The organism is Serratia proteamaculans (assembly GCF_008830365.1).
Taxonomy (GTDB): domain Bacteria; phylum Pseudomonadota; class Gammaproteobacteria; order Enterobacterales; family Enterobacteriaceae; genus Serratia; species Serratia proteamaculans.
The window spans coordinates 1,178,097-1,191,826 of the sequence record NZ_WBKI01000001.1 but is presented as its reverse complement, the minus strand read 5'-3'; the positions used below and the strand labels follow the sequence as shown (position 1 = coordinate 1,191,826).

At 53.4% G+C, this 13,730-nt stretch carries 13 protein-coding genes; 10 read left to right on the top strand and 3 right to left on the bottom strand.

The window, feature by feature from the left end:
- Positions 1-28: 28 nt before the first annotated feature.
- Complete coding sequence (locus F8R23_RS05675) at positions 29-1,303, bottom strand: ABC transporter substrate-binding protein (protein WP_165366354.1); 1,275 nt, start codon at positions 1,301-1,303, stop codon at positions 29-31.
- 740 nt (positions 1,304-2,043) lie between these two features.
- Between F8R23_RS05675 and F8R23_RS05670 the strand changes: the two genes are divergently transcribed.
- The 6 genes from F8R23_RS05670 (at position 2,044) to F8R23_RS05645 (ending at position 9,972) form a co-directional block, all read left to right on the top strand.
- Positions 2,044-3,258, top strand: coding sequence for an aspartate aminotransferase family protein (locus tag F8R23_RS05670; protein ID WP_129934352.1), 1,215 nt, complete (start codon positions 2,044-2,046; stop codon positions 3,256-3,258).
- A gap of 52 nt (positions 3,259-3,310) precedes the next feature.
- Positions 3,311-4,345 carry an arginine N-succinyltransferase gene (gene astA, locus F8R23_RS05665; protein WP_129938241.1) on the top strand — a complete coding sequence of 345 codons (1,035 nt, stop codon included), beginning with the start codon at positions 3,311-3,313 and terminating at the stop codon, positions 4,343-4,345.
- On the top strand, positions 4,345-5,817 hold the full coding sequence (gene astD, locus F8R23_RS05660) for a succinylglutamate-semialdehyde dehydrogenase (protein ID WP_129938240.1): 1,473 nt from the start codon (positions 4,345-4,347) through the stop codon (positions 5,815-5,817). Before astA ends, astD begins: the two co-directional genes overlap by 1 nt.
- A gap of 83 nt (positions 5,818-5,900) precedes the next feature.
- Positions 5,901-7,241 carry an N-succinylarginine dihydrolase gene (astB, locus tag F8R23_RS05655; RefSeq protein WP_151415370.1) on the top strand — a complete coding sequence of 447 codons (1,341 nt, stop codon included), beginning with the start codon at positions 5,901-5,903 and terminating at the stop codon, positions 7,239-7,241.
- An 11-nt stretch (positions 7,242-7,252) separates the two neighbouring features.
- A complete protein-coding gene (gene astE / locus F8R23_RS05650; RefSeq protein ID WP_129934355.1) occupies positions 7,253-8,236 on the top strand; it encodes a succinylglutamate desuccinylase in 984 nt (327 codons plus the stop codon).
- Positions 8,237-8,889: 653 nt separating this feature from the next.
- On the top strand, positions 8,890-9,972 hold the full coding sequence (locus tag F8R23_RS05645) for a porin (RefSeq protein WP_099064311.1): 1,083 nt from the start codon (positions 8,890-8,892) through the stop codon (positions 9,970-9,972).
- 88 nt (positions 9,973-10,060) lie between these two features.
- Here F8R23_RS05645 and F8R23_RS05640 read toward each other — a convergent pair whose 3' ends face one another.
- Complete coding sequence (locus tag F8R23_RS05640; protein ID WP_099064310.1) at positions 10,061-10,285, bottom strand: biofilm development regulator YmgB/AriR family protein; 225 nt, start codon at positions 10,283-10,285, stop codon at positions 10,061-10,063.
- A 130-nt stretch (positions 10,286-10,415) separates the two neighbouring features.
- A complete protein-coding gene (locus tag F8R23_RS05635) occupies positions 10,416-10,607 on the bottom strand; it encodes a YdfD/YebW family protein (protein ID WP_012145560.1) in 192 nt (63 codons plus the stop codon).
- A gap of 226 nt (positions 10,608-10,833) precedes the next feature.
- Between F8R23_RS05635 and lysM the strand changes: the two genes are divergently transcribed.
- The 4 genes from lysM (at position 10,834) to F8R23_RS05620 (ending at position 13,724) form a co-directional block, all read left to right on the top strand.
- Positions 10,834-11,280: a peptidoglycan-binding protein LysM gene (gene lysM / locus F8R23_RS05630; protein ID WP_112349719.1), complete on the top strand. Its 447-nt coding sequence runs from the start codon at positions 10,834-10,836 to the stop codon at positions 11,278-11,280.
- Positions 11,281-11,731: 451 nt separating this feature from the next.
- Positions 11,732-11,896, top strand: coding sequence for a hypothetical protein (locus tag F8R23_RS24145; protein ID WP_020827317.1), 165 nt, complete (start codon positions 11,732-11,734; stop codon positions 11,894-11,896).
- 106 nt (positions 11,897-12,002) lie between these two features.
- Entirely contained in the window at positions 12,003-12,944 is a 942-nt protein-coding gene (locus tag F8R23_RS05625) for a pirin family protein (RefSeq protein WP_129934356.1), read from the top strand.
- A gap of 426 nt (positions 12,945-13,370) precedes the next feature.
- Positions 13,371-13,724, top strand: a complete 354-nt coding sequence (locus tag F8R23_RS05620) for a DUF1304 domain-containing protein (protein WP_099064307.1) — start codon at positions 13,371-13,373, stop codon at positions 13,722-13,724.
- The last annotated feature ends 6 nt before the right edge of the window (positions 13,725-13,730 follow it).

Here is a 13,730-nt window from a genome sequence, read left to right as displayed (position 1 = left end):
GCGGCCGACTGGCCGCCGTATCTGATGATTACAAAGCACGCATCCGACGTTCCAGCAGCTTGTTGGCATCGCGCAGGGTGCTGTCGATGTCCTGATGCTGCACCAGAATTTTCTTCGCCGCTTCGTTAAGGATCTCGTTGGCGATGTTGTCCTCCGGCGATGAGGCGACCGGTTTCAGATCCGGCACCAGGCTGGCGTAGTAACGCATCGAATGCTGACCGCCGAGAATGCTGCTCGGGGTGTCAAAGTAGGGCGCGTTATACACGTCGAGACGGGCAGGCAGGGTACCGGCGGTTTTCGCGGCGTCGATCACCACGTCACGCTGCATAAAGTACTGAATGAACTGCCAGGCTGCCTGGGCATTTTTGCTCTGCTTCGGGATCACCAGCGTGGTGCCGCCGGCATTGACCTTGATATTGCCTGGTACGCCAGTGACGCGCCACAGCCCTGCTTTGGCACCGTCCGGATCCAACTCCTGTTCAATACGGCCTTCGTCCCACGGACCGTCGATATCCGCGAACAGTTTCCCCTGACGGTACAGCTTGATGTATTCCTGCGAGTTTGTTGAGCCGTCTAGCGAGGCCGCCAGTCCTTTGTCATACAGCGTTTTGATCACCGTCATCAGCTGTTTGATTTGCGGGGAGTCGAGATTGGGTTTGCCGTTTTTGGTGTACACCGGCTTGCCCGGTTCACTGTTCATGCCCACCACCAACGGGTTGATCAGGCTGGTGGCGGCCGGGAGCAGGTAAGCGCCTTGCTCCTTTTTCAGTTTTTCCCCAAAGGCAATAAAGCTGTCCCAGCTTTTGGTGATGTCTTCAATCTTCACGCCAGCCTTCTGCACCATGTCGTTACGATAGATCATGATCACCGGGCCGGTGTCATAGGGCACGCCATAGATATTGCCGTCGTTGCCCTTCGCCAGGCTGATCATTGAGGGATCAAACTGCCAACCCTGGCTATCGATACTGAACGGTGGGGCGCTCAGGTTGTTCAGCCCGCCGGAGTTGGCAAAGCTGCCCAGCTTGATGGTGCTGACGCTGAAGATATCGGCCGCTCCCTGGCCAACGGCCAGTGCGGTGGTCAGCTTTTGGTGGCAGTCGGCGAAGCCGCATTTGATCGACTGCACCTGGATGTCCGGATGCGCCGCTTCAAAGTCTTTAATCACCTTGTTGATGTAATCATTCGGCAAATAGTTGGCGAAGGTGATGCGGGTGTTGGCGCCGGCAGAAACCGGCAGGCCCAACAGCACGGCCAGTGCGGCCCCGGTAATCCTCTGGTTAGTACGCAAGCAGAAATGAGCCATGATAACCCCGATGCTGTGCAGTCGATATGGTGTGTGTTTTTTCATCATGGAACACGTGTTCCATTGAAATTAACCTATTATCGCGCCTTCAGACTGTCAACAATTTGTTCGGTAAGTTAACAAATATGAGATCTGGCGCGGAGGTTGCCCACGGAGGCGCCCGATTCGGGGCGGCTGTTTGTCGCGCAAAGCCTGAATTGACGCGGCTTTGCCCGTATCTGGTGCATTCTCTGCACCTATGTGGGGCAAAAGTGTGATCAGACGCAAATCGGGCCAAATTATTTTTGCGAGCGCGATCAGAATTATTGAAGTTTTTTGTAATTGAATAGGATTTCGCAGCCAACGATGATTTTTAGCCTTATTTTTTCAATTATTCATTACCAATGCATATTTATTGAATAAGTATGCATTGTAAGCCGTTGTTTTAGCGTAAAAAAACGCAAAAATCGCCGAAAATCCCAGTTTGGCACGATAGCTGCTCTACACTCTTTATCAAACGGCATGTATTTTAACTGCTCGTTAACATTTATTCCCCGTTCCAGGACCCGATACCCGGCATAAATAGCGAAAAACGCGTTTGATGTAACAGTTTTGTTTCTGAATAGACGGTGAAAGGCAGAGTTATCACCGGTCGAAAAGTGGCAGCGACGGCGTGGTTTTTGTTGTTTTGTGGAGGAACATCCGGGCAGGAGCGGTCCTTACAGTCAAAATTCAGTCTTTGCTGAAGTTATGAGGTCATTATGGAACAGCCAATCGCAGTTACCCGCCAGTCTTTCGACGACTGGATGGTCCCGGTTTACGCCCCCGCTGATTTTATTCTGGTACGGGGAGAAGGCTCGCAGGTCTGGGATCAACAGGGTAAGTCGTACATTGATTTCGCCGGCGGTATCGCGGTCAACGCGTTGGGCCATGCTCATCCGGTGGTGACGGCAGCATTGGTGGAACAGGCGGGCAAACTGTGGCACCTGGGCAACGGCTACACCAATGAGCCGGTACTGCGTTTGGCCAAACAGCTGATTGACGCCACCTTTGCCGACAAGGTGTTTTTCTGTAACTCCGGGGCGGAAGCCAACGAAGCGGCACTGAAGCTGGCACGTAAACGTGCGCTGGACCAGGGCAACAGCAGCAAGAATCAGATTGTGGCGTTCAACAACGCCTTCCACGGTCGCACGCTGTTTACCGTTTCTGCCGGCGGCCAGCCGAAGTATTCCAAAGATTTTGCCCCGCTGCCGGGCGGCATCACCCACACGCCGTTCAACGATCTGGCGGCCGCCGCCGAAGTGATCAACGACCAGACCTGTGCGGTGATCGTCGAGCCGATTCAGGGCGAAGGTGGCGTATTGCCGGCCGATCCCGCTTTCCTGCAGGGCCTGCGTGAGCTGTGCGATCGTCACGATGCGGTGCTGATTTTCGATGAGGTACAAACCGGCATGGGCCGTACCGGCGAGCTGTATGCCTATACGCAATACGGCGTGGTCCCGGACGTGCTGACCACCGCGAAAGCGCTGGGTTGCGGCTTCCCCATTGGTGCCATGCTGACCACGGACGAACTGGCTAAAACCCTGGGCGTCGGCACTCACGGCACCACCTACGGCGGTAACCCGCTGGCGACGGCGGTGGCAGGTGCGGTGTTCTCGATCATCAACACGCCGGAAGTGCTGGAAGGGGTTAAACAGCGTCACCAGTGGTTCCTCGACGGTTTGAACAAGATTAACCAGCAGTACCCGATTTTCTCTGAGATCCGCGGTGGCGGCCTGTTGATTGGCTGCCAACTGACCCAGGATTATGCCGGCAAGGCAAAACAGATCACCCAACTGGCCAATGAAGAGGGCGTGATTGCCCTGATCGCCGGGCCGGATGTGGTGCGCTTCACCCCTTCACTGATTATTCCTGAGCAGGATGTGAAAGAGGGGCTGGCGCGATTCGCGCGAGCCGTGGCGCGGATTTGCAGCTAACACAGGGGCTGCGCCTTCACCTGCGCAGCCTGATTAAGAAGAGGTTCGCATTATGATGATTATTCGCCCTATAGAGCGTCGCGATTTGGCTGATTTATTGACGCTGGCCGGTAAGTCCGGCATCGGTCTCACTTCCCTGCCGCAAGATGAAGATACCTTGTCGGCACGCATTGAGCGGGCGTTAAAAACCTGGCAAGGCGAACTTCCGCAAAGTGACCAGTGTTATCTGTTTGTCCTGGAAGACAGCGAGCGCCAGCAGGTGGTCGGGGTGTGTGCCATTGAAGTGGCCGTGGGGCTCACTGAACCCTGGTACAGCTTCCGTGTTGGCACCCAGGTGCATGCGTCCAAACAGTTGAATGTGTATAAATCGGTGCCGACGCTGTTCCTCAGCAACGATCACACCGGCCATTCCGAACTCTGTACGCTGTTCCTCGATCCGGACTACCGCCACGGCGAAAACGGTAAGCTGCTGTCGAAGGTGCGTTTCCTGTTTATCGCCGCTTTCCGTGAGCGTTTCTCCGCCCGGCTGATTGCCGAAATGCGCGGTTTCTCCGATGAGAACGGCCGTTCGCCGTTCTGGGAGAGCGTCGGGAACCATTTCTTCTCGATCGAGTTCGCCAAGGCGGACTACCTGAGCGGCACCGGCCAGAAGGCGTTTATCGCCGAACTGATGCCGAAACACCCGCTGTATGTCGATTTCCTGGCCGAAGACGCGCAAAAAGTGATTGGCGAAGTGCACCCGCAGACGGTACCGGCGCGCCGGGTATTGGAGTCGGAAGGTCTGCGTTATCAGGGCTATGTCGATATCTTCGACGGTGGCCCGACGCTGGAAGCGGAAATCGACCAGATCCGTGCGGTCAAACAAAGTCGTCTGGTGAAAGTGGTGCTGGATGAGACGCCGATGCGCGCCGATGCGCCGGTTCATCTGGTGGCTAACGATCATTATCAAAATTACCGCGCGCTGCTGGTCAATGCCGACCTTTATGACGACCGTCTGCATATCAATGCGACCACCGCTGCGGCGCTGGGCGTTGAGCAAGGCAGCCCGGTGCGGGTTATCCCCCTTATTGCACAGGAGAAAGCGTGATGTCCCATCCTGCACTGTTTATTAATGGCACCTGGCTGCAGGGCCATGGCGCTGAATTCAGCAAAACCGATCCGGTCGACAATCAGCCGCTGTGGCAGGCTAACGCCGCCGACGGCAGTGATGTCGCCGCTGCCTGTGAAGCGGCTCGTGCGGCTTTCCCGGCCTGGGCGCGGACGCCGTTTGAACAACGTGAGCAATTGGTGAAGCGTTTTGCCGCGCTGTTGGAAGAGCACAAGGCGCATTTGGCGGCGACCATCAGCCGTGAAACCAGCAAACCCCGTTGGGAGACGCTGACCGAAGTTCAGGCGATGATCGGCAAAGTGGCGATTTCCCTGCAGGCTTATCAGGCGCGTACCGGCGTAAGCCAGACCGCGATGGCGGATGGCGCTTCGGTGCTGCGTCACCGGCCGCACGGTGTACTGGCGGTGTTTGGACCTTATAACTTCCCCGGTCATTTGCCTAATGGGCACATCGTACCGGCGCTGCTGGCGGGTAACACGGTGGTGTTTAAGCCGAGTGAACTTACGCCGCAAACCGCCGAGGAAACCCTGAAGCTGTGGCAGCAGGCCGGTTTGCCTGCCGGGGTGATCAATATGGTGCAGGGCGGACGTGAAACCGGCGAGGCGCTGGCCGCCAGTACCGATATCGACGGCCTGCTGTTTACCGGCAGTGCCGGCACGGGTTATCACCTGCATCGTCAGTTGGCGGGGCAGCCTGAGAAGATCCTGGCGCTGGAAATGGGCGGCAACAATGCGCTGATTGTCGATCAGATTGAAGATCGCGATGCGGTGGTCAACCTGGCGATCCAGTCGGCCTTTATTTCCGCCGGTCAGCGCTGTACCTGTTCGCGCCGTATTCTGGTGAAGCACGGCAGCGAGGGCGATGCCTTTATTGAGCGTTTGGTGCAGGTAGCGAGCGCCTTGCGCATTGGCCGCTGGGACGCCGAACCTCAGCCATTTATGGGTGGGGTGATCTCTTCGGCTGCGGCAGAAAAAATGCTGGCGGCGCAACATCACCTGCTGTCACTGGGCGGCAAAGCCTTGCTGACCATGCAACGTCTGGAGAGCGGTAGCGCATTGCTCAGCCCGGGCATTATTGACGTGACCGGCGTGCAGAATGTGCCGGACGAGGAATATTTTGGCCCGTTGACCACCATCATTCGCTATAACGATTTTGATGAAGCGGTGCGTATCGCCAACCAGACGCGCTATGGCCTTTCGGTCGGCCTGGTTTCGCCGCAGCGTGAGCGTTTTGATCACCTGCTGTTGGAGGCGCGTGCCGGTATCGTCAACTGGAACAAACCTTTGACCGGGGCTTCCAGTGCGGCACCGTTCGGCGGTGTGGGGGCCTCTGGCAACCATCGCCCAAGTGCCTACTACGCAGCGGATTACTGCGCCTGGCCAATGGCATCGCTGGAGAGCGAAAGCCTGACGCTGCCGGCCAGTCTGTCGCCGGGACTGTCATTTAATTAAGTTTTACCCGTCGCCTTTCAAGTCGCAGCGTTATTACTGTAGGGGCGCAGCATGCAGCGCCCCTACAATACCAGGAGAACAACATGTCAGGATATGAAGTCAATTTCGATGGTCTGGTGGGCCTGACGCATCACTACGCCGGATTGTCATTTGGGAATGAGGCCTCGACCCAGCACCAGAATAGCGTGTCGAACCCGAAACTGGCGGCCAAACAGGGGCTGCTGAAGATGAAGGCACTGGCGGACCTCGGCTTCCAGCAGGGTGTATTGCCGCCGCAGGAACGCCCGCACGTGCCGATGCTGCGCAAATTGGGTTTCAGCGGCAGCGATGAAAGTGTTTTGGCACAGGCGATGCAGCAGTCGCCACGTCTGCTGTCTGCGCTCAGCTCGGCCTCTTGCATGTGGACCGCCAATGCGGCGACAGTGTCACCTTCGGCGGACAGCGCTGATGGCAAGGTGCATTTCACCGCCGCCAATCTGAACAATAAATTCCATCGCGCGATTGAGGTCGAGACGACTTCCGGCGTGCTGCGAGCGATGTTTAACGATCCCCGCCATTTCGCCCATCATGAGGCCTTGCCGCAGGTGGCGCTGTTCGGTGACGAAGGAGCGGCTAATCACAACCGACTGGGCGGTGATTACGGCAAACGCAGCGTGCAGATGTTTGTCTACGGCCGTCAGGAGTTTGGGGGTGAAATTGCCCCAACGCGTTATCCGGCGCGTCAGACGCGTGAGGCCGGGGAGGCGATTGCCCGTCTGCATCAATTGGACGAGCAGCATACGGTGTTTGTGCAGCAGAACCCGGAGGTGATCGATCAGGGCGTGTTCCATAACGACGTGATTGCCGTCAGCAACCAGAACGTGCTGTTCCATCATCAGCAGGCTTTTTATCGCCAGCAGCAGGCGTTGAATGAAGTGCGCCGCAAGATGGCGACGCTGGACACCGAACTGGTGGCGATTGAAGTGCCGACGGCGCGGGTATCCGTGGCGGATGCGGTAGCAACCTATCTGTTCAACAGCCAGATCTTGACCAAGCCAAATGGCAAGATGATGATCGTGGTACCCGAAGAGTCGCGCCAGCACAGCGGCGTCTGGAGCTATCTGAGTGAGATGGTGTCCGGCGGCGGGCCAATTGATGAAATCAAGGTATTCGATCTGCGTGAGAGCATGCGCAACGGCGGCGGGCCTGCCTGTTTGCGACTGCGTGTGGCGCTGAATGAGCAGGAACTGCGGGCGGTGAATCCGCGCGTGATGATGAACGATAGCCTGTTCGTCACGCTCAATGAATGGGTCGATCGCTATTACCGCGATCGCCTGACGCAAAATGACCTGGCCGATCCGCAACTGTTGCGTGAAGGGCGTGAAGCGCTGGATTCCCTGACAACCATCCTCGGGCTGGGCTCGGTTTATCCTTTCCAACAATAGGCGGAGCCACCATGTTTGATTTGTTGGCACTGACGCTGGCGGGACAGGTCCCGATTGAGCAACAGGGCGAGAACGCGAATTTGCACTGGCACTGGCTGGGGGAAGGCCTGCTGGAGATCACCCCACAGCAGGATTACCGCCAGGCGGTAGTGCTGTCAGCGGGTATCCACGGTAATGAAACTGCCCCCATTGAGCTGCTGAATCAGTTGGTCAATGATCTGCTCAGCGGTAGCCGAACCTTAGCGGTTAGGCTGCTGGTGGTGCTGGGCAACCCGGCGGCGATGCGTGCCGGTAAGCGTTATTTGCACAGTGATATGAACCGGATGTTTGGCGGCCGGTATCGTGATTTTGACCATAGTGGTGAAACCGCGCGGGCACAGCAACTGGAGCAGGCGATCGCGGAGTTTTTCGCCGATGAGGACGCTGCACGTTTCCATTATGATCTGCATACGGCGATCCGTGATTCGCGCCTGCCGCGCTTTGGTATTTTGCCTTTCCAGACGCGGCCTTACAGTGCCGAGATGCTGGCCTTGTTGGATGCCGCCGAACTGGATGCCCTGGTGATCCACAGTGCACCGGGCGGCACTTTCAGCCATTTCTCCAGTGAGCATGCCGGCGCTGCCAGCTGCACGCTGGAACTGGGCAAGGCGAGGCCGTTTGGCAGCAACGATCTGCAGCAGTTTGCCGCCATTAACCGTGCGTTACAGACGGCGGTGAGTAATGAGCCTTTACCGCAACGAGCGGGGGATACATTGCGGCTATTCCGCGTTGAGCGCTCGCTGATCAAGCGTAGTGAAGACTTCAGGCTGCATCTCAGTGATGATACTGCCAACTTTACCGAGCTGAAGCAGGGCACGCTATTGTGTGAGCAACCGGGAGAAGAGTACCGGGTACAGCATGCCAGTGAGTGGATATTGTTCCCTAACCCTGGCGTTGCACTTGGGTTGCGTGCCGGTATGGTGCTGATCGAAGCGCCACGCAGCACGCTGTATTGAGTCGTTCTTCCTAAATACGTTTTTATACTTGCTGTGTTTGAGGTTGTAGTGATGTTGGCTACAACCTTAAATAACGACGGTGTATCATGCTGCCCATTCCACTTATTTCCCCTTCTTTATATTACGCTGTTCAATGTTTTTTATTTTTTCACCTTTCACCTTCGCAAAACCTCTTTTTGATGGTTTGACTCCGATTAATTATTCGAAGCGGTAAAAGCTTGGCTTAAAACACGGGTAAATGTCCTAAATGACCGGCGCGACTTTACTCAGATAAAAATGTGAAATAAGTAACGTTATTAGTAACCATGCTAAGTTTCATGATATTTATGAAACGAATGGAAAGCATACAAAAAGAAACTAAATTGCACCATATTAGTGCTCTGCACCAATATGGTTATAACTTATGTGAAAAAATATAATTAAAATCAATAGTTTGATTGTTTTCGCTATTGTAATATTTGGTTACAAATAAACATGCTTTATCCACGGTGTTTTATGAACTTTTTTATTTTAAGTTACGATTCATGATGCTAATGTCACATGGCTCCTTTATTAGGGGCGCTCATAAAACGCTAAATGATAAAGATCACAGCCCAAACCATAAATTGGGCGTGATGGGCAGGAATTAAAAATTATAATATCTAGGAAAATAAATGATGAAACGCAGTGTATTAGCCTTAGCTATTGCCCTCGGGGCAATGACCTCCTTTGCCAACGCGGCTGAAATTTATAATAAAGATGGCAATAAACTCGACCTGTATGGTCGTGTAGCGGCCAAACATGTTTTCAGCGATGATAAATCCGAAGACGGCGACAAGACTTATGTCCGTTTCGGTTTTAAAGGCGAAACGCAAATCAATGACCAACTGACCGGTTATGGCCAGTGGGAATACAACGTTCAGGCCAACCACGACGAAGCGCAGGGTACCGCGGGCACTAAAACCCGTCTGGGCTTTGCCGGCCTGAAATTCGCCGACTACGGTTCATTCGATTACGGCCGTAACTACGGCGTTGTGTACGACCCGGAATCCTATACCGACATGCTGCCGGAATTCGGCGGTGACTCCTATAGCTACACCGACAACTACATGACCGCACGTTCCAACGGCCTGGCAACTTACCGTAACCGTGATTTCTTCGGCCTGGTTGAAGGTCTGAGTGTTGCGTTGCAGTACCAGGGTAAAAACGATGGTGACGGTCGTGGCGTGACCAAACAAAACGGTGACGGTTATGGTATGTCCCTGGATTATCAGGACATCGGCGGCTCCGGCATCGGCGTAGCGGCGGCGTTCTCTGACTCCAACCGCACCAGTGCACAAAAAGAATTGGCTTACGGCAAAGGCGACAGTGCAACAGCCTGGACCACGGCAATTAAGTATGATGCCAACCAGGTTTACCTGGCAGCCATGTATGCCGATACACGTAACATGACGCCAATCAGCGGCAATGGCGTGTCTGGTTTCGCCAACAAAACGCAGAACTTCGAAATGGTGGCTCAGTACCAGTTTGAGAACGGTCTGCGTCCTTCTCTGGCCTACGTGCAGTCCAAAGGCAAGGATATCGAAGGGATTGGTGATGTCGATCTGGTGAAATACGTGGAAGTGGGGGCGACTTACTACTTCAACAAAAACATGTACACCTATGTTGACTACAAAATCAACCAGTTGAACGACGATAACAAGTTGAAACTGAGCACCGATGATATTGTGGCAGTGAACTTGACCTACCGTTTCTAAGTTTCAACGCTATTACCTTCTTCCTGTGTCGGGAACCAAAAGGTAATCAGGCAGAGCGTGAGCTCTGCCTTTTCTATTATTGGGGCCGCTATCCTTTCGGGGCTTGCCCCATCACCTCAATGGCGGAGCGCAAGGTGGCAAAGCGCTGCTGATTGGTCTCATGCTCAATCTCGTTAACCAAATGGGCCAGAATATTATTGCCAGAAATTTTTTTATTGAGATTGATCAGTTGGATCACTGCGCCGCCGACCACCAGGCTGACGTCGCGTAACAGGGTTTCATAATGTTCGTTTGAGAGGGTAGATACGGGCATCACGCCGTCTCCATATCGTTCGGGTGAAGCAATTTAGCAAACTGACGGCATAAAGCATTGTAGGCAGACCTGTTTTCCGGTGAATTCAGAAATTCCTCAGAGGAAAGTAGCGGGAAATTTGTTCGATAGTTTACATCGGCGCATATTCGTTGGCAGGCAACCAGAAGCCGTCGATAAAATCCTCAAACGGAAAACAACCGGCATGGCGCAGGTTCTGTTCCTTCATGCTGATCAGACACTGGCGTTCATCGCGCAGTACGTCAACTACGATATCGGCACAGCCGCCATCCAGATAACAGACAAACATCACCAAGGCGTACATTGCGTCTCATGTCCTTCACCCAATCCTTCCATACCTATATTGTAGGTAAAGTCGGCGATTGTTTCATGCCGGGCAGGTGCAACTGGACAGTTTGGCAACTAAATGTGGCACTTTCGGATTACTCTAACCGCTTAAAACCGCAGGGCCAATTGAATATCCCTCTTGCAGTGCTAAGCTTAACAAGCCTTAAGTCAACGCAACATTGTAACCATCGAAAGGAGTGAATATGGGTTTGTTTAACTTCGTCAAAGAAGCGGGCGAAAAGCTGTGGGACACAGTGACCGGCAATGCGACTGCCGAAGATCAAAGCGCCAAACTGAAGGACCACCTCAATAAGACCGGTCTGCCGGGTATTGATAAGGTTGATGTGCAGGTGGTTGACGGTAAAGCCGTGGTGACCGGTGACGCAGTCAGCCAGGAACTGAAAGAGAAGATCCTGGTGGCCGTAGGAAATGTCGCCGGCATCAGCGGTGTGGAAGACAAGGTGACGGTTGAACAAGCTGCCGCAGAAAGTCGTTTCTATACCGTGAAGAAGGGCGATACCCTGAGCGCTGTTTCGAAAGAAGTGTATGGTAATGCCAATCTGTACAACAAGATTTTCGAAGCGAACAAGCCAATGTTGTCCAGCCCGGACAAAATCTACCCAGGGCAGGTACTGCGTATTCCACAGTAACCGCGACACATTCTGCCTGACCGGATCTCTGGTCGGGCTTTTTTATGCCATTTGCTATAAGTTGGTCTAATTATTTTATTGTTTTAATAAGTTTTGAGAATGCTTCCTGTTCTTCGCCGCATCAGTCAGGGGAGAATATTGACCCTGGCGAGGAAAGTTGATAGCGTCTTGCCACTCTTGAGGTCTGAGCGGCATTGGGCGCGGAATCTGACAAACCTGCAATGGCGGGCTTTTTATCAATCACCCCTCACAAAAACGTTAACGCGTGATGAGTTAAGATAGATTCTGTGAAACAACAACGTAATACCTCACAAGATAAAAACTACCGTGAAACTTTGGGAGACGCGCAATTTGCTGTCATTGTGCTGGCGATAGCGTCCTGCTCCCTGATCATCTTTACACTGTCAGTCACGCTGTGGCTGACATGACGTCTTTCAATACAGGGGATAAAATGGAGCACAATCTCCACGATGAAACCAAACTGCTGGCCGTTATCGGCTTACTGGTTTCCGTGTTGTTAGTGGTATCAATACTCTTTGGTGTGACTTACTTCTCCGATCTGAAGCATGCGCGCGATGAAGTCGATATCAAAGGCTGCTATATCAAGGCATCTTAGCGCTCATATCACCCATACCACCCAGGTTACGTTCTGGCCGCCGGCTCATGGTAAGCTGGCGTCCGGTTACTCACTCATCTGTGTGACGTTCTGGAGGCGTTTTATCATGAGCAATTCCCGCCCAACTCATACTTCATCTTCCCGTGATTGTCCTGTGGTTGACGGCATCCGTCAGATCCAACGCATTGCCGTACGCAACGCCGAAGTCGGCGGCATTGAGATCAATCGGGCCTTGCCTACCCGTGAACGCCGTACCGTGGGGGCCTGGTGCTTTCTCGACCATGCCGGTCCGTCGGTATTCAGTGGCTCCTCGCAGGGGATGGACGTCGGGCCGCATCCGCATATCGGCCTGCAAACCTTTACCTGGATGATTGAAGGTGAAGTGCTACACCGTGACAGCCTGGGCAGTGAACAGGTGATACGTCCCGGGCAGGTCAATCTGATGACTGCAGGGCAGGGTATCGCGCATACCGAGCAGTCAACGGGCGAACAGCGGCGTTTACACGCCGCGCAATTGTGGATCGCGTTACCTGCCGAACATGCCAATATGGCACCACGCTTCGATCATTATCCTGATTTGCCGTGCTGGCAACGCGATGGGGTCAGGCACACTTTGTTGGTGGGCGAGTTTGAAAAATATCGTTCCCCGGTGTTCACTCTTTCGCCTTTAATCGCCATTGATTTGGAATGGCTAGCCGATGGCTATTTGCAATTACCTCTGCGAGAGGACTTTGAAATAGGATTTTTGCCCCTTATTGGTGCATTTGAGGTTAATGATGAAAAATTTTCACCTGATGAGTTTGCCTATTTAGGTAGGAATCTTAACCGTATCGAGTTACATGCCAGGAAGGGCAGCCGTGCATTATTAATCGGCGGACTACCTTTAAACGAAGAGATTCTCATTTGGTGGAACTTTGTCGGTCACAACAAGCAGGAGATTACTCAGGCGCAACGTGACTGGGAACAGGGGAATACACGTTTTCCCGAAGTTAGCGGCTATTATGGTCAACGTATGACCGCACCCCGCCTGCCCTGGAGCGATGTTTGATATCATCAGGCTATAACAAACTAATGGTTTTATTCATTTCGCTCTATTAACGTTAAATTAATGTGATCGAAATTCCATGTTTTGGCGTAAATATAGTTTATCTGGTAAATAGTGATCTGGCGCAAATAAAAGGTCGGAGCAGTGGATTAAGATAAATCATCAAGAAGTGATGTTGCCACCGCTAGTCAGAAGCCTGTGAGGTCATTATGAGCCAAGTACTCTATCGTGCAAGATTATCCCATGTTGTTATTGCAACGGCGGCGTTTTGGATCACCATCGCAGCCATGTTGGTTGTCGCACTAAACTAACTCTGAATGATTATGCAATAAACCCGCTACGGCGGGTTTTTTTATGCCGAATTATTCGCAATATTCTGAGTGCGGTTATACTGGTTAAACCTAATCCCAGATTAACCCCGTAAAAAAAATGATAATTCTTTCTAATATAATCGTGTTGTTAATTGCCGCGATCCATTTGTATATCCTGATCCTGGAAATGTTCCTTTGGCAGAAACCTACTGGCAGGCGAGTGTTTGCTACCACCGCAGAGTTTGCTGCGGCAACGCGGGTGCTGGCAGCCAATCAGGGGCTGTATAACGGTTTTCTGGCGGCAGGACTGGCCTGGGGTGTCTGGCGCAACGATCCGACGGTGCAGCTGTTCTTCCTCGGCTGTGTGCTGGTGGCGGGCGTGTTTGGCGGGCTGACGGCCAGCCGTAAAATCCTCAGGGTGCAGGCGCTGCCCGCGTTAGTGGGGCTGGTGGTGGTCCTTTGGGCGCATTAGCCCGCC